This window comes from Acinetobacter sp. YH12137, from assembly GCF_013418535.1.
Lineage (GTDB): Bacteria > Pseudomonadota > Gammaproteobacteria > Pseudomonadales > Moraxellaceae > Acinetobacter.
Window position 1 is genome coordinate 1 of sequence record NZ_VPBW01000006.1, and the last position, 15670, is coordinate 15670.

Here is a 15670-nt window from a genome sequence, read left to right on the forward strand (position 1 = left end):
TAGCAAGAGTGAACCACCTGATCCCTTCCCGAACTCAGAAGTGAAACCTCTTAGCGCTGATGGTAGTGTGGGGTCTCCCATGTGAGAGTAAGTCATCGCCAGCTCATTATTCCAAAAGCCCTCTGCTAAACGCAGAGGGCTTTTTTTATATTTATATAATCACTTTTCTCTCTTTAACGACTAATTTTTTACAGCTGTATAATCTCTGATCAGCTGTAAAATGTTATACTACTCGTGTAAATATTTTTTATTCTCTGAGTCATATGCAGCAGATTCTCATAAACACATTTGTGTTGATATGGCTCAGTTTGATTTCTCCACAGCTATACGCTGTAACAGAATTAAATTTTGATCATCATCAGTATGTCAAACTCGATGGAGAATGGGATTTCTACCCCAATCAGCTGATTGATCCCACTTCTGGGCAGTGACCATCTCAGTTAACTTCCTCTAATCAGACTCTTGCTGCTGAAAAAGTTCATTTACCTAATTCTTTCCTGACCTTAACAGGTCATAAAGACCATATTGGAACTTTTCAAAAAGCCTTCAGGCTACCTGAATCAGTCATCAATCATGCGGTTTATATTTATGTGCCTTATCAGTATGGGGCTTATCGCATGTATGTCGATGATCATCTCCTGATAGAAGTAGGGCAGGTAGGCATACATGGTCAGCATCAGACCATGATGGCGCCAAAGTTGGCTTCTTTCTTTCCCTCACAGCGGGAAGTGACGATTACCATTCAGGCTTCAAGTTATCACCATATCCGTGGCGGGCTGGAAAACAGCATGTTTATTGGCTTTAATCAGCCTATTCTGGATAAGTTTTATGATCAGGTGATTCCTTTAAGTGTGATCAGTGGCGTTCTACTGATGATTGGCTGCTTTATGGTGTTCTTTGCAATATTTCGCAGCCTTAAAACGCAAGCAGGTAATTTGCTGCTGTTTCTAGGGTTATTTATTCTGTGCTTGAGCCTACGTAGCTTCTTTGCAGTCCCATTCATTTATACTTTATTCACGAATATTTCCTGGGTATGGGGCACACGATTTGAGTATTTACTGACTGAATTGGCGACTCTGTTCTTCTTGATTTATATCTATTTATTGCCGTATCGACTGTTAAATCCTTATTTATTAAAAATCACAGCTTTGTTAATTAGTATCAATGTGGCTGTGACCCTGTTTACGCTGCCTTATATCTTCCAGAGCTTCTTTTTCCAAAGCTTTAGTATTGCAGTACTGGTTTTTATTAATCTGCTTTATGGCGCTTACCGCATGCACAAATCGGATGTGCGTTATTCCAAGATTAATTCTATTGCGGTGGCGCTGGTCTGCCTGACCTTCTTGCATGACTATTTACTTGCTTTAAAGGTGATTGATTCAGTTGAAATTGCATTTTATACCTCTTGTGCCTATTTTATTTTAATTACCTTTCAGCTCAGCCGTGATTATGCGGTGCAAAGTATTAATACCGAGTTGTTAAACAAGCAGCTTTTGCGCCTGAATAAAGAACTTGATCAGAAGGTTCAGGACCGTACGCGTGATATCACCTTGCTTAATGAGAAACTCGCGCAGCAGGTGAGGTTGGATTCGCTGACAGGTGCCTATAATCGCTTTGCCTTAAATGAACAGCTTCAGCAGCAATATGAACATGCAATCGCAAATCAGACTTCGCTGGCTGTTTATATGATCGATGTGGATTATTTTAAAAACTATAATGACTATTATGGCCATCTCAAAGGTGACTATATTTTAAAAAGACTGGTTCGAACCATTCAGCAAATATTACCTGAAAATGGCTTTCTGGCACGTTATGGGGGTGAGGAATTTGCGGTTTTACTGGCAGATATTTCCTTGCAGGAAGCTAAAGCTTTTGCCGAGCAACTTTGTGAGGCTCTTCGTCAGCTCAATTTGGAACATGCCAATCGTAGTGATGACAAAACCTGGATTAGTATCAGTGTTGGAGCAACGATTATGGACGCTGAGCATATCTATAGAAATGTTGACCGTTTACTGAAAACAGCTGATCAGCAGCTGTATCAGGCGAAAATTCTTCGTGATTCAGCCTGTATTAAGTAATAAAAAATCCAATCAATACATCAGCTATCTTTATCTGATCAAGTTATATCCGCTTACGATTCCTTTACTTTTTTATTATTTTAGCCGCTGTCCGGAATGCTAAATTGGTACTTATCTGAATGAAATTAGCATGAAGAATAACAATGAAACAGACTCAAATAGCAGCAATTTTATTATTAGGCTTAGGTTCCTATAGCCTGACTGCCTGTGCCCAAGACAAGACTTCAGCATCCCCAGCTGGACAATCCGCTGCCAAAACCACACAGCAAGCCTATAAAGTCGAAGAATTTGCACAATTGAATGAGCCCTGGGCACTCACTGAGCTGCCAGATCAACGTTTACTGATTACCGAAAGATCTGGAAAGTTAAAATTATTTAATCCAGCCAATCGCAGCACTCAAACTGTTCAGGGTATTCCTCAAGTGGCCTATGGCGGACAAGGTGGCTTAGGCGATGTTGTACTCCATCCTGACTTTGCCAAGAATCAGTGGGTATATCTCAGTTATGCTGAACAAGGGCAGGGTGGTTATGGTGCAGTCGTGGTTCGTGGCAAGTTGGATCTCACCAAGAGCACACCACAACTCACTCAGATCAAAAAAATCTGGACTCAGGTACCGAAATTTTCTTCCGGTCAGGGCCATTATGGGCACCGGATTATCTTTGGCTCAGATAACAAACTCTGGATCAGTTCGGGTGAACGTCAGCAATTTAATCCAGCTCAAGATATGAAATCCAATGCCGGCAAGATTATTCGTCTGAATGATGATGGTTCAATTCCTTCCGATAATCCATTTATGAATCAGGGTGAAATTGCCAAGCAGGTCTGGAGTCTGGGACACCGTAATCCTCTCGGTCTGGCATTTGATCCACAAGGGCAGCTTTGGGTGATTGAAATGGGGCCTAAAGGTGGTGATGAGCTGAATAAAGTGATGAAGGGCAAAAATTATGGCTATCCGATTGTCTCTAATGGGGAGCATTATGATGGCAAGCCGATTCCAAATCACAGTACCCGACCAGAGTTCGAAGCACCGGCATTAGATTGGACTCCCGTAATCTCTCCTTCAGACTTGCTGTTCTATACTGGCAATAGCTTTCCTCAATGGAAAAATAAAGCCATTGCTACAGGTCTGTCTTCTCAGGCAATGATTGTAATCGATACCACTCAAAATCCTGCGAAAGAAATACAGCGACTGGATATGAAAGAGCGGATTCGTGGTGCGATCCAGGCCAAAGATGGCTCATTCTGGGTGATTGAAGATGGTCCAAAAGCCAAGTTGCTTAATATGATCGCATCTCAGTAAAAAGCTAAATAGTTAATATCAGAATGAAAGAAAAAGGCCCCAACTCCTGTGAGGGCCTTTTCAAATTTAGCTCAGATACCTATCCTCCGGTATCAATCAGCATCCTGCCGATGTTTTATTCTTGTTTTTGCAAGGCTTCCTGTCTTGGTATGCACTCAATATAGCCTGAGTCAGAAAGACCGAGTAGAGACATTGACCGCATCTGCTGTAGGCCAGAGGCGACAAGCTCACTTGAAAATATTTGTCCGATCAAATCCCAAGTTATCAGGACAATTTTACGATATGGTAGAGATAGAAGACCTTATTAAAGCTCATCTCTCTATTCAATAAAAAATATCTAAAAGAATTCAATAAAATAATAAAAAGAAGAAGCACATGCCTACCGTTCAAATTGAAGTCCGGCAGCAATATTCCCAGGCTGATGAAGAGCAGTTACTCGACAGCGTATTTCACTGTGTGAAAAATGCCTTTCAACTGCCTGACTATGACCGTAATATCCGGCTGGTGGTACATGAAGCCTATCGTTTTCAATATATGGTTCATCTGGCCCAGCCTGAATATTTTACCTAGATCAGTATTGACTGCTTCGCTGGCCGAAGTCTGGAGACCAAGCGCAAACTGTATCAACAGAGTGTAGAAAGCTTGGGAAAACTGGGCATTCCGTCTGACCATATCCTGATTCATCTGCAGGAAAGTCCATTGGAAAACTGGGGAATCCGAGGCGGACAAGCAGCCTGTGATGTCAATTTAGGCTTTAATGTAGAGATCTGACCTTTTTAGAAAAATACCAGATTTTAAATACAAAAAAGCCCCAACATCCTGTTGAGGCTTTTCTGGATTTGCTTTTCAGATCTGACTCCTGTCTGACCTGTCAACGTCCTGTTACTCTGCGCTTTTTATTGTTGTTGTATCGCTTTGCAGACTTCCTGTCTGTCTATGAATCAAACTATAGCCTTGAACTGAAAGTGGGAATAGCCGACAAATTCTGCGCTGCCTGTAGGCTAAAGCGCACATCGCTGTCGTCCTCAGGCACTGACATACTGGATCAGCTTATCCACGACATCTCTGAGTGTTTTATTGTCGAATTCATTCCCTTCAAAGCTGTAGTCTTTATTGCGACTAAAAATGTCCCGCAGCTCTACAATCGCATTGGTATCCACCATACCGAGCTGAGTGCCGACCTGACGGATCTGATCAATGGAACGTGAGCCGTTGGTGACGCCATAACCGATATAAGCTGCCGGTTTGCCTTGCCATTCCTTGGCCAGATAATCCAGGGCATTCTTTAATGCTGGGCTATAGCCATGGTTATATTCAGGGCTGATAAAAATAAATGCATCCGCAAGGGCAATAAAGTCGGCCCATTCCTGCTGTTTCGGCTGATCATAAATACCGGTCAATGGAGGATGAGAACCAGCAAAAAGCGGAAGGTCCCATTCTTTTAAGTCGACAAGTTCGGTTTCAAGCGTGCTAAAACCATATTTTTTAATTTCCTGTAGTACCCAATGTGCGACCTTAATTGCTGTACGTCCTTCACGCACACTGCCAACCACAATATAAATTTTCATATCTTTCCCTTTCTTATCGTATTCTCATCAAATTAAATTAATCAGATTTATTAATAGAGACTAGAGAGGATTTGTATCTAGAAACTAAAAAAGCTCCCGAAGGAGCTCTTTTAAATCATGTGATTAGCTGATATTACATCAGCTTCACGCCTTGCTGGCCAGCCGGAGTGACTTTGAAGATTTCGACTTCAAAGGTGATATTTTTACCTGCAAGAGGATGATTAAAGTCCACTTCGGTAATATCATCATTTACGGATCTTACTACGCCATACAAAGTCGATTTGGCCTTGTCTTCAAACTCGATCATGTGACCTTCGATCGGACGTTCGCCAAATTTCACCGTATCAAATTTTTGAACATTTTCAGGATTCCACGGACCAAAAGCTTCTTCGGGTGGAAGGCTGACAGTACGACGGTCACCAGCACGCAAGCCCATCAAGGCTTTTTCAAAGCCTGGTAATAGGTTGCCATCACCAATGGTCAGGCTTACCGGTTCTTCACGGCTACGGGTATTGTCAATTTCTACGCCACTTTCGATCGCGACAGAAAAATGAAGCTCGACTTTAGAGCCGTCTTCAACACGAGTTTCCTCGTTAGGATTAATAAAATCAGTCATGTTGCGCCTGTGCACGTTGAATTCGGTGTTTTTCCAGGAAAAACGTATCAATCAGCAGCAGAATCGTACCTAAAGTAATGGCACTATCCGCAATATTAAAAGCAGGGAAGTGGCTGTTCTGATAATAGACATGAATAAAGTCAACCACATAACCTAAAGAAATGCGATCAATCAGGTTACCAATAGCACCACCCAGAATCAGGGCAACCGCTAATGGTAATACTTTCATGCTCTTTGGCATACGCATCAGCCAGAACACGAAAACCACAGACACTAAGCCTGCAAGAGAGGTAAAGAAATAACGTTGCCAGCCACCGGCATCGGACAAGAAACTAAAGGCAGCGCCATAGTTATGTAACAGTGTCCAATTTAAAAAGGGCAGGACGGGCACCGGATCTGCATATTCCAGATGTGTTACCGCAATCCATTTGGTCCATTGATCTAGAATGATCGCCAGAATAGCCAGTCCAATCCACCACAAATTGTGAGGATAGAACTGGAACAGACCCTTTTTCTGCTGTGGGTTAGGCATATTTTCTCTCTTCACCTTGGCCGCTCGGGAGGTTAATGATACAACGACCGCATAGTCCTGGATGTAAGGCATGTGTATTCACATCAGGAAGTACATGCCAGCAGCGTACACATTTCTCGCCATCTGCCGCAGATACTTTCACGCGTAGACCTTCAAGTTCAGCGTCATTGCCTTGAGCAGCATCAAACGGATTCACGATCACCTGAGAAGTGATCAGAACGAAACGCAGCTCATCACCCAGACGGTCTAGAACAGCTTTCAGTTCATCATTGGCCCACAGCTCAACTTTGGCAGACAGGTTTGAACCCACCAGTTTCTCGTTACGCGCATTTTCAATGTGCTTGTTCACCGCAGATTTCACTGTAATCAGGGTTTGCCAGTCTGCTTCAGACAACAGGTTTGCCTGTGCTGAAACTGGAATATCGTACCATTCAGCAGTGAACACATATTTCTCGCTTTGACCTGGAATTAGTGGCCATGCTTCTTGAGCGGTGAAGCTCAGGATTGGTGCCATCCAGCGAACAAAGGCTTGTACCAGATGATACAGCGCAGTTTGCGCAGAATGACGTGCCTGTGAATCTGCTTTAGTGGTGTACTGACGGTCTTTGATGATGTCTAAGTAGAAACCACCGAGGTCGTTAATACAGAAATTGGTCAAGGCATTGGTCACGATATGGAAGTTCATATCTTCATATGCTTTCTTGATGGTTTCCTGTACATCATTGGCGCGTTGCAGGATGTATTGATCCAGTGCAATCAGTTGATCTACAGGTAGTGCGTCAGTTTCCGGATTGAAGCCATTCAAATTCGCCAGCAAGAAACGCAGGGTATTACGGATACGACGGTAACCATCTGATGCACGGTTAAAAATTTCTTTACCTGCGGTCATTTCATAACGGTAATCTGCTGAAGCGATCCAGAAACGCAGGCCGTCTGCACCCATGTTCTTGATAATGTCTTGCGGAGTAATAATATTACCCAGCGATTTCGACATCTTGCGACCTTTCTCATCAACCACGAAACCGTGAGTCAGCAGACCTTTATATGGCGCACGTTGATTGATTGCCATAGAGGTCAATAATGAAGACTGGAACCAGCCACGGTGTTGGTCAGAGCCTTCAAGATACAGATCAGCCGGATCAGTTAACTCTTCACGGTCACGCAGCACTGCATAGTGAGTTGTACCAGAGTCAAACCATACGTCTAAGGTATCGCGAACCGCGTTGTACTGCTCAGCATCATCACCAATGAAGTCTTTCGCTTCACGGTTATACCAGGCATCAATACCTTCCTGTTCGATCAGTTTAGCCACTTCTTCGATCAGTTCAGGTGTACGCGGGTGCAGTTCATTGGTGTCTTTGTGCACGAAGAATGGGATTGGCACGCCCCAAGTACGTTGACGTGAGATACACCAGTCCGGACGGCCTTCGATCATTGCCTGGATACGGTTTTTACCCCAATCCGGAACGAAGCTGATGTCATTTTCAATGGCATTCAATGCGCCCTGACGCAGACCTTTTTCATCCATGCTGATGAACCATTGTGGGGTCGCACGGAAGATGATTGGAGTTTTATGACGCCAGCAGTGCGGGTAGCTATGCTTGATAGGCTTATGTGCCCATAGCTTGTTAGCTTCGCCAAGTGCCGCAATAATTTGGGGATTGGCCTTGTAGATGTGCTCGCCTGCAAATAGTGGTGAAGTCGGTAAATACACACCATTACCACCTACAGGATTATCTACTTTCAGGTTATACAGCAGACCAACTTTATAATCGTCCACACCGTGGCCAGGTGCAGTATGTACAGCACCAGTACCGCTGGTTGCAATAACGTGTTCACCCAGAATCACTGGCACTTGACGCTCAGCGATTAAAGGATGTTGTAGTACCAGATTCTCAAGTTTCGCACCGGCAAAATCTGCAATTACTTCAACCGCATTAAAACCATAACGTTCAGTCGCAGATTCAACCAGATCTTTAGCTAGGATAAAGTTTTGCGCCGCTTTATCTTCACCACGTGCAACAACCAATTGGTATTCAATTTCAGCGTGCAGAGCAACCGCCTGATTCGCAGGCAGGGTCCAAGGCGTAGTCGTCCAGATCACGATATCGGTTGAGTCTTTAACTTCAACACCTAAACGTGCAGACAGATCCGCCAGATCAACCACGGTGAAACCCACGTCAATCGCGTCTGACTTTTTATCTTCATATTCAACTTCAGCTTCAGCCAGTGCTGAACCACAGTCCAGACACCAGTTCACCGGTTTAAGACCTGGCTGGATATGGCCATTTTTCGCGATTTCACCGAGTGAACGCACGATGTTGGCTTCTTGCTTGAAGTTCATGGTGAGGTAAGGATTGCTCCAGTCACCAAACACGCCCATACGGATGAAGTCTTTTTTCTGTAGCTCCACCTGACTCAATGCATATTCGCGGCAAGCTTTACGGAAAGTAGGCGCATCCACTTTAACGCCGACCTTACCGACTTTTTCTTCAACTTTCAGTTCAATTGGAAGACCGTGACAATCCCAGCCTGGCACATAAGGCGCATCAAAGCCGTCCATGATGCGGCTTTTAATGATGATGTCTTTAAGTACCTTGTTGACTGCATGACCTAAGTGAATCTGGCCATTGGCATATGGAGGGCCATCATGAAGCACGTATTTTTTCTTGCCAATTCGCGATGCACGAATCTGCTGATAAATGTCATCGGCATACCACTCTTCTAACCATTTCGCTTCACGTACTGCCAGATTTGCTTTCATTGCAAAGTCAGTACCTGGGAGGTTCAGCGTGGCTTTATAATCCACTGCATTTTCAGGAGTTTGCTTATCGCTCATGCAAGTTGTCTTCCAATTTAATCAGTCATTAGACTGACACGTTTTACAATAAAAATACGGGACATTAAAAGGGAAATGTGGGGTGTTTTCGACGAAACTCAAGCAGTTTCTCAACATCATCATCAATTCCGGCCTTTAACGCTTCAAGCGAAGGATAATCTTTTTCGCCATGCAGATAATTCAAGAAGGTTACCCGCATTAACAGGCCATACAGATTAGCAGAAACATCAGGAAAATGTACTTCTAATCGCCATTCCGGATGAGTCTGTTTGATCGCAGGGCGGGTACCTACATGACCGGCACCAAACAGGCTGCCCTGATCATAGCCGGCAATACCCGGCTGTTCAGGATTTTCTTGCTGAACCTTGGCGCTGAGTGATCCGGTTTCACAGACGACTTCAACCCCATAAATACCCTGCAGACAGGGTCTATGCCGGTTTAACCGGACATTAATGGTCGGGAAATCAATGGTACGGCCAATCTGGTCGCCGTATTGCACCCGGCCGGTAATACTATAAGGACGTCCCAGTAATTTGGCTGCCAGAGCCAGGTCACCCGCTTGCAGAGTCTGACGGATGCGGGTAGAACTGACCCGTTCACCATCCAAGGCAATGGTATGCAGGTTGGTAACCTTAAATCCGTAGTCTCGCAGGAATTCACTATTACCTTGACGGTTTTTACCAAAGTGAAAATCATCCCCCAAGACCAGATGTGCTGCATTCAGTTTATCTTTCAGAATGTCGGCAAAGGCTTCGGCATTCAGGCTTCGGAAATGATGATCAAACTTGGCGACCGCAATATAGTCCACACCCAGTTCGCTTAGATATTCTACCTTTTCACGCAAAGAAGAAATACGTGGCGGTGCTTCATAACCTTTAAAAAATTCAAGCGGTTGTGGCTCGAAGATCATCACAACAGTTTTTAGTTGTTCAGCTTCTGCAACAGCTTTTAACTGTTTGATCATGGCCTGATGACCCAGATGCACGCCGTCAAAATTACCAATCGTAACGGCGGTTTTTGGCAATTCAGAATGTGACGCTAAAGCATTGAGACGGAGCAGCTGCATAGGCGAAATCAGGGAATTGAAAAATAGGAAAGGCTATATATTGCCATAATCTCAACGATTCGTCTTGCTGTTGTGTTTTTATGCAAAAAAATTATTGAAAAATCACGAAACACATCAAGAAGAAAGTGTGCCATCCAAGAATCTTTTGCTGTTATTTAAGCATGAGATCTGCAAAACAGAAATCTAAAAACCCGCTTTTCATTGCCTGGATTTTGCTTTCTAATGTCACGGTTTTCTCAGTCCCGGGTAGTTTGCATGTCAGATTCAGCGCTCATCATGGCATTGGCCAGTGAATCCAAAGGTTTGTTCGAAGCAGAAGGTGTAGAAGTCTACTATAGTGGCATCGGCAAGGTGAATGCTGCTTTTAAGGCCTTTGAAGTAATTCAGAAAACTCGCTGTAAAACCCTGATTAATCTCGGCACCGCAGGCAGTTCCCATTTCAAGGCGCATGAACTGGTTGAAGTTAACCGTTTTGTACAACGTGATATGGATGTTTCACCCTTGGGGTTTGACGTCGGCATTACCCCGATGGATAATCATTTGCCGGGTGCAATTGATCTGGAACCGTTCTTTGCCCATTTACCGAAAGGGGTTTGTGGAACAGGGGACAGCTTTGAAATAGACTTACCAAAAGTGGCTTGTCAGCTGGTGGATATGGAAGGCTATGCGCTGGCCAAGGTATGCAGAAAATTGGATGTGCGCCTGATTTCAGTCAAATATATTACTGACGGTGCAGATGATAGCGCTCACTTGGACTGGGAAGAGAATCTGCTGCTGGGTGCGCAGAAATTATTGAATTTATATCGAACGTTAAAATAATAATAAAGGGTGAGAGAAGGGGTCGGCGACCATAAAATTTATGGTCGTATGCCAAATAATTTTTGCGTTGACCTATTTTTCTTGTGTACGCGGAAGTACGCCGTACAGCATCATATGTACAGTATGCTGGATAATCCGTTGTTGCATGCTGCGGTTACGTAAGGTCTTGCCTGTTACCATTTCCATCTGAGTCGCGAAATCTGCATAGTTCTGGGTTACCGCCCAGATATTCAGAATCAGCAGTTCAGGATCGATATCTTTAGAAATCTTGCCTTGTTCCTGCCAGTTTGAAATCACTTTGGCTTTACGCTTGACCAGTTTTTTCAATGGACCTTTTAAGATTTCTAAAATGTGCGGCGCACCCTGAATCACTTCCAGAGCGAACAGGCGTGAAGCTTTAGGCTGGGTACGCGATACTTCAATTTTTTGCATCAAATAATTGGTAATCGCTTCTTCAGGCTCAAGATCAGCTTCTAGCATTTGTAAAGGTGCCAGCCATTTTTGTAGAACGGTCGTTAAAACCTCTACATAGAGCGCCTCTTTATTTTCGTAATAATAGAAAATATTCGACTTATGCATTTCTGCAATTTGCGCGATCTCATCTAAACTCGCCCCATTAAAACCGTATAGGGAAAAAACATCGAGTGCAGCATTCAGCAGCTGGTTGCGTTTTTGAGTACTCTTTTTTTGTTCCATCAGCAAATATTAAAAACAATTAAAAAGGGAATTTTTAATTGTACGTCAAATCATCAGATTTGTGCATCAAGTCAGGTGCTAATTTTATGAATAATGATGATTTATTCTTTAGATTAAAGATATAATTAGTATCGGTTTAAGGCGCAGGAATTAAAAACCAAGCTTTTGAAAAGGTTGATGATTTTTTAAGTACTAATTATTACCTTGAAGCATCATAAAGTTAAAATAAAATTAATGAATGAAGTTGAAATTTTGCCAATTGCTGAATAAATAATCAGTGAGACAGATATTCTCTTGATTCGAAATAAGGAATCCAGAATAAACAGTTATTCCAGATTCCCTCACATTTTAGGTTGCCAGAACGGCATTCAGAACCTGCTGTTCAAGTTCGGCGAATTTCACATTCTTTTGTCGTGGACGTGGAAGATCAACTTTGAACTCTTTGGCAATATGGCCTTTATCCAACAGGATAATCCGGTCTGCCAGTTGTACGGCTTCACTCACGTCATGGGTGACCAGAATCGCGGTAAAGCCCTGTTCAGTCCATAATTTTTCAATTAGGTTCTGCATATCCAGACGGGTCAGGGCATCCAGCGCACCAAGTGGTTCATCTAGCAATAAAATACGTGGCTTATGTGACAAGGCACGTGCCAGAGCTGTACGCTGACGCTGACCACCAGACAGTTGTGAAGGCCAAAGTCCAGCTTTTTCTTTTAAGCCGACTTTCTCCAGCATTTGTGATGCATTGTCATGCTGGTCTTTGGGTAAGCCGAGTTGCACGTTCTGTTCGATGCTGCGCCATGGCAATAAACGCGGATCCTGGAACATCACGCGGATATCATCAGCGGTGATGCCTTCACGGATATGACGTGCGGACTTGAATTTAATTTCGCCATAGCTCTGTTTTTCTAAATCTGCAATCAGACGGAGCAGGGTACTTTTACCACAACCACTACGGCCAACAATCGCCAGAAATTCACCCGGCTGAATATGCAGGTCCAGATATTCCAGTACCTTCACCGAACCATAGAACTTGTGCAGCTGTTCAATAATGATTTCGGCACCCGCAACGGCATTGGGATTGATGTCGGTTGCAGCAGGCTCCTGCACTGCAGTCGGATCATTGGCAAGACGCCCTAAGCTGAGATCAGTCATCACATGCTCCTCAATATTTTTTCAATTATTTTTGATAGCCAGCATGCCAGCGCAGCAGGAATCGTTCTAAGGCCACGGCTAGGACATCTGCCAGTTTACCGAGCAGGGCATACAGTAAAATACCCACCAGTACGACATCAGTTTGCAGGAATTCACGCGCGTTCATGGTCATATAACCGATACCGGACTGGGCAGAAATCGTTTCCGCCACAATCAGCAGTACCCAGACCAGACCGAGTGAAAAACGTAGGCCGACCAGAATTGAAGGCATTGCCCCTGGCAGGATGATTTCTTTATAAAGCTGCCAGCGAGTCAGGCCATAGCTTTTACCCATTTCAATCAGCTGGGGATCGACTGAACGAATCCCATGATAGGTATTGATGTAGATTGGGAAAAACACACCAATCGCGACCAGGAACAGCTTGGCTGATTCATCAATCCCGAACCATAAGATGACTAGGGGAATGAGTGCCAGTGCAGGAATATTGCGGATCATCTGCAAGGTGGTGTCGAGCAGGGTAGAGGCAGTTTTGGATGAACCATTTAACAGACCCAGCAATAGACCCAAACCACCACCTACCAATAATCCGCTGATGGCACGTCCTGCACTGACTTGCACATGCGTCCACAGTTCACCGCTGAGCAATAAATTCCAGAAGGCTAAAACCACGGCACTCGGTGCAGGCAGAATCCGGCTTTCCAGCAGGCCTGTGCTAGAGGCAATTTGCCAAACTGCAATCAAGAAAATTGGAACCAGCCAGGGCAGCAGATGCTGCTCCAGAATTGTTCCACGTGAAACCTTCTTTTCTGCGAGGGTTTCAACTGAAACGACTTTCGACATTAAGCTGGCTCCTGAATACTCTCAGCCTTCTTGTTCTCATCTGGAGTGTAGTTATTTGCCACAATCTCACCGAATGGACCAGTCAGGTTTGGCTGAGCCAGTTTTTGCTGAGTTTCAAGCGGAAGTAATGGGAATACCAGTTCCGCAAAACGGATCGATTCTTCCAGATGTGGGTAGCCTGAGAAAATGAAGGTATCGATACCTAGATCAGCATATTCCTGAATACGTGCTGCGACAGTTTCTGGATCACCTACAAGCGCTGTACCTGCACCGCCACGTACCAGACCTACACCTGCCCACAGGTTTGGAGACACTTCGAGTTTGCTACGGTCGCCATTGTGCAGCTCAGCCATACGACGTTGGCCGACAGAGTCCATTTGCTTGAATTTCGCTTGTGCAGCAGCAATAGTGGCATCATCCACATACTGGATGAGCTCGTCTGCTGCTCTCCATGCTTCTTCATTGGTTTCACGCACGATCACATGCAGACGGATACCGTAGCTCAGCTTGCGACCTTTCGCTTCCGCTTTGGCACGCACATTTTCAATTTTTTCTTTCACTGCTGCAGGTGGCTCACCCCAAGTCAGGTAAGTGTCAACCTGATCAGTGGCCAGTTCAACGGCTGCATCTGAAGAACCACCGAACCAGAGTGGTGGATATGGTTTTTGAACTGGTGGATAAAGCAGTTTGGCATCATCTACACTGAGACGTTCGCCATGGAAAGTGAAGCTTTCGCCGGTATGTGAACGGGTCAGGATTTCACGCCAGATGGTGGTGTATTCAGCTGCAGTCTTGTAGCGTGTTGCATGATCTTCATAAACGCCGTCGCCTTTTAGCTCTTGCTCATCACCACCCGTCACCAGGTTCAGCAATACACGGCCACCAGACAGACGGTCAAAGGTTGCAGCCATACGTGCAGTCAGGGCAGGCGTAGTAACACCTGGACGCAGCGCGACGAGGAATTTCAGTTTTTTAGTAGCATCAATCAGGCTGGCTGCAGTTAACCATGGATCTTCACATGAACGGCCAGTCGGGATTAATACACCTTCATAACCAAGATTATCGACCGCAACCGCAATCTGCTTCATGTAGGCATGATCAACCTGGCGTGCACCTTTGCTGGTACCTAAGTAGCGGCTGTCGCCATGTGTCGGGATAAACCAGAAAATTTTCATGTCTTTGATCCTTAGATTATTTGCCTGCCCAAACGGCTTGCTGAATATTGATAGATTTCGGAATGATCTTGAGTTCGCTGAAACGGTTTGCGAGTTCCTGCTGATCGGCAATTACTTTCTTGGTGAGCGGTGCCGCACCAGACGGATTCGGACGACGCTGGATAAAGGTCTGGCTGACAATCGGTTTTAGACCGGTACTTTGTGCAAAGATGCTTGCAGTTTCAGCCTTATGGCTTTGTACCCATTTATCTGCAACATTGACCTGCTTGATAATGCCTTTTAAGGCTTGCGGATGATTTTTGATTAAATTTTCTGAAGCCAGGTAAAAGGTATAATTTGGACTTAAGCCCTTGCCTGAAGATAAAACTCTGGCTTTATCTTCTACTTGAGCCGCAGCATAGTACGGATCCCAAATCGCCCAGGCATCAATCGCCCCTTTCTGGAAAGCTGCACGCGCATCAGCAGGGCTTAGCCAGACCGGCTGGATATCGGTCCATTGCAGACCCGCTTTGCGTACTGCCTGTACCAGTAAATAATGTGAGCTTGAACCGCGGTGCACGCCAACACGTTTACCTTTGAGCTGGCTCAGCTTGGTAATTTTGGAATTATGCTGGACCAGAATGGCAGAAGATAAAGGTTTTGCAGTTTCATAAGCAAAATAGTGCAATGGCTTATTGCCTGCCTGAGCGTAGACAGGAGGTGTATCTCCAGTTGCACCCACATCGATAGAACCTACCGCCAATGCTTCTAGAATTTGTGGTCCGCCTGGGAATTCATTCCAGCTGATTTTTGCATTTGGAAATTCTTTTTCAAACAGTTTTTGCTGCTGTGCAATCACCAGGTTCACAGAAGCTTTTTGATAGCCCACACGAAGCTGTTTAACAGAAGGATCTACTGCCCAAGCGGCACTTGAACCCAACATCGCGCAAGCAACTAATGCAGCGTTCATTCCATGACTGGAGGTCTTGAACCATGTGATTGCTT

Annotated in this window: 13 protein-coding genes, 1 rRNA gene and 1 pseudogene; 5 read left to right on the forward strand and 10 right to left on the reverse strand. The window is 44.6% G+C overall.

Annotation, left to right across the window (positions count from 1 at the left end; translation table 11 throughout):
• The 4 genes and pseudogenes from rrf to FTU72_RS16505 all read left to right on the forward strand — a co-directional run.
• Positions 1 to 104: ribosomal RNA gene (rrf, locus tag FTU72_RS04760) — 5S ribosomal RNA — on the forward strand; the annotation flags it as partial.
• 513 nt (positions 105 to 617) lie between these two features.
• Positions 618 to 2078, forward strand: coding sequence for a GGDEF domain-containing protein (locus FTU72_RS04765; protein WP_180052493.1), 1461 nt, complete (start codon positions 618 to 620; stop codon positions 2076 to 2078).
• Positions 2079 to 2221: 143 nt separating this feature from the next.
• The gene (locus tag FTU72_RS04770; protein WP_180052494.1) at positions 2222 to 3379 is read left to right on the forward strand and encodes a PQQ-dependent sugar dehydrogenase; all 1158 of its coding nucleotides are present in this window, start codon (positions 2222 to 2224) and stop codon (positions 3377 to 3379) included.
• 375 nt (positions 3380 to 3754) lie between these two features.
• A pseudogene (locus FTU72_RS16505) lies at positions 3755 to 4150 on the forward strand (tautomerase family protein).
• Between the two features lie 254 nt (positions 4151 to 4404).
• Here FTU72_RS16505 and FTU72_RS04780 read toward each other — a convergent pair.
• From FTU72_RS04780 to ribF, 5 genes are all read right to left on the reverse strand, one after another.
• On the reverse strand, positions 4405 to 4947 hold the full coding sequence (locus FTU72_RS04780) for an NADPH-dependent FMN reductase (protein ID WP_005232867.1): 543 nt from the start codon (positions 4945 to 4947) through the stop codon (positions 4405 to 4407).
• Between the two features lie 133 nt (positions 4948 to 5080).
• Positions 5081 to 5563, reverse strand: a complete 483-nt coding sequence (locus FTU72_RS04785) for a peptidylprolyl isomerase (protein ID WP_125278879.1) — start codon at positions 5561 to 5563, stop codon at positions 5081 to 5083.
• Positions 5556 to 6095 (reverse strand): signal peptidase II, encoded by a 540-nt coding sequence (gene lspA / locus FTU72_RS04790; RefSeq protein ID WP_004781354.1) that lies wholly within the window; start codon positions 6093 to 6095, stop codon positions 5556 to 5558. The genes FTU72_RS04785 and lspA overlap by 8 nt, the downstream gene beginning before the upstream one ends.
• Positions 6088 to 8934 (reverse strand): isoleucine--tRNA ligase, encoded by a 2847-nt coding sequence (gene ileS, locus FTU72_RS04795; RefSeq protein WP_180052495.1) that lies wholly within the window; start codon positions 8932 to 8934, stop codon positions 6088 to 6090. Before ileS ends, lspA begins: the two co-directional genes overlap by 8 nt.
• A 64-nt stretch (positions 8935 to 8998) precedes the next feature.
• Entirely contained in the window at positions 8999 to 10000 is a 1002-nt protein-coding gene (gene ribF, locus FTU72_RS04800; protein ID WP_180052496.1) for a bifunctional riboflavin kinase/FAD synthetase, read from the reverse strand.
• A 255-nt stretch (positions 10001 to 10255) separates the two neighbouring features.
• Here ribF and FTU72_RS04805 point away from each other — a divergent pair, with 255 nt between their 5' ends.
• Entirely contained in the window at positions 10256 to 10819 is a 564-nt protein-coding gene (locus FTU72_RS04805; RefSeq protein ID WP_180002554.1) for a 5'-nucleosidase, read from the forward strand.
• A 72-nt stretch (positions 10820 to 10891) separates the two neighbouring features.
• Here FTU72_RS04805 and FTU72_RS04810 read toward each other — a convergent pair whose 3' ends face one another.
• From FTU72_RS04810 to FTU72_RS04830, 5 genes are all read right to left on the reverse strand, one after another.
• A complete protein-coding gene (locus tag FTU72_RS04810; protein WP_005232857.1) occupies positions 10892 to 11515 on the reverse strand; it encodes a TetR/AcrR family transcriptional regulator in 624 nt (207 codons plus the stop codon).
• A 348-nt stretch (positions 11516 to 11863) separates the two neighbouring features.
• Positions 11864 to 12670, reverse strand: a complete 807-nt coding sequence (locus tag FTU72_RS04815; protein ID WP_180052497.1) for an ATP-binding cassette domain-containing protein — start codon at positions 12668 to 12670, stop codon at positions 11864 to 11866.
• Between the two features lie 25 nt (positions 12671 to 12695).
• On the reverse strand, positions 12696 to 13511 hold the full coding sequence (gene ssuC, locus FTU72_RS04820) for an aliphatic sulfonate ABC transporter permease SsuC (protein WP_179991885.1): 816 nt from the start codon (positions 13509 to 13511) through the stop codon (positions 12696 to 12698).
• Positions 13511 to 14686 carry an FMNH2-dependent alkanesulfonate monooxygenase gene (gene ssuD, locus FTU72_RS04825; protein ID WP_159124170.1) on the reverse strand — a complete coding sequence of 392 codons (1176 nt, stop codon included), beginning with the start codon at positions 14684 to 14686 and terminating at the stop codon, positions 13511 to 13513. Before ssuD ends, ssuC begins: the two co-directional genes overlap by 1 nt.
• 16 nt (positions 14687 to 14702) lie before the next feature.
• Positions 14703 to 15635, reverse strand: coding sequence for a sulfonate ABC transporter substrate-binding protein (locus FTU72_RS04830; RefSeq protein ID WP_257218576.1), 933 nt, complete (start codon positions 15633 to 15635; stop codon positions 14703 to 14705).
• Between the last annotated feature and the right edge of the window lie 35 nt (positions 15636 to 15670).

Excerpts from the sequence above, each read along its gene's own strand:
- FTU72_RS04765 (WP_180052493.1), top strand. The coding sequence starts at position 618 with ATGTATGTCGATGATCATCTCCTGATAGAAGTAGGGCAGGTAGGCATA.
- FTU72_RS04785 (WP_125278879.1), bottom strand. The coding sequence starts at position 5,563 with ATGACTGATTTTATTAATCCTAACGAGGAAACTCGTGTTGAAGACGGC.
- FTU72_RS04815 (WP_180052497.1), bottom strand. The coding sequence starts at position 12,670 with ATGACTGATCTCAGCTTAGGGCGTCTTGCCAATGATCCGACTGCAGTG.
- ribF (WP_180052496.1), bottom strand. The coding sequence starts at position 10,000 with ATGCAGCTGCTCCGTCTCAATGCTTTAGCGTCACATTCTGAATTGCCA.
- FTU72_RS04830 (WP_257218576.1), bottom strand. The coding sequence starts at position 15,635 with ATGAACGCTGCATTAGTTGCTTGCGCGATGTTGGGTTCAAGTGCCGCT.
- lspA (WP_004781354.1), bottom strand. The coding sequence starts at position 6,095 with ATGCCTAACCCACAGCAGAAAAAGGGTCTGTTCCAGTTCTATCCTCAC.
- FTU72_RS04780 (WP_005232867.1), bottom strand. The coding sequence starts at position 4,947 with ATGAAAATTTATATTGTGGTTGGCAGTGTGCGTGAAGGACGTACAGCA.
- FTU72_RS04770 (WP_180052494.1), top strand. The coding sequence starts at position 2,222 with ATGAAACAGACTCAAATAGCAGCAATTTTATTATTAGGCTTAGGTTCC.
- FTU72_RS04805 (WP_180002554.1), top strand. The coding sequence starts at position 10,256 with ATGTCAGATTCAGCGCTCATCATGGCATTGGCCAGTGAATCCAAAGGT.
- ileS (WP_180052495.1), bottom strand. The coding sequence starts at position 8,934 with ATGAGCGATAAGCAAACTCCTGAAAATGCAGTGGATTATAAAGCCACG.
- FTU72_RS04810 (WP_005232857.1), bottom strand. The coding sequence starts at position 11,515 with ATGGAACAAAAAAAGAGTACTCAAAAACGCAACCAGCTGCTGAATGCT.
- ssuC (WP_179991885.1), bottom strand. The coding sequence starts at position 13,511 with ATGTCGAAAGTCGTTTCAGTTGAAACCCTCGCAGAAAAGAAGGTTTCA.
- ssuD (WP_159124170.1), bottom strand. The coding sequence starts at position 14,686 with ATGAAAATTTTCTGGTTTATCCCGACACATGGCGACAGCCGCTACTTA.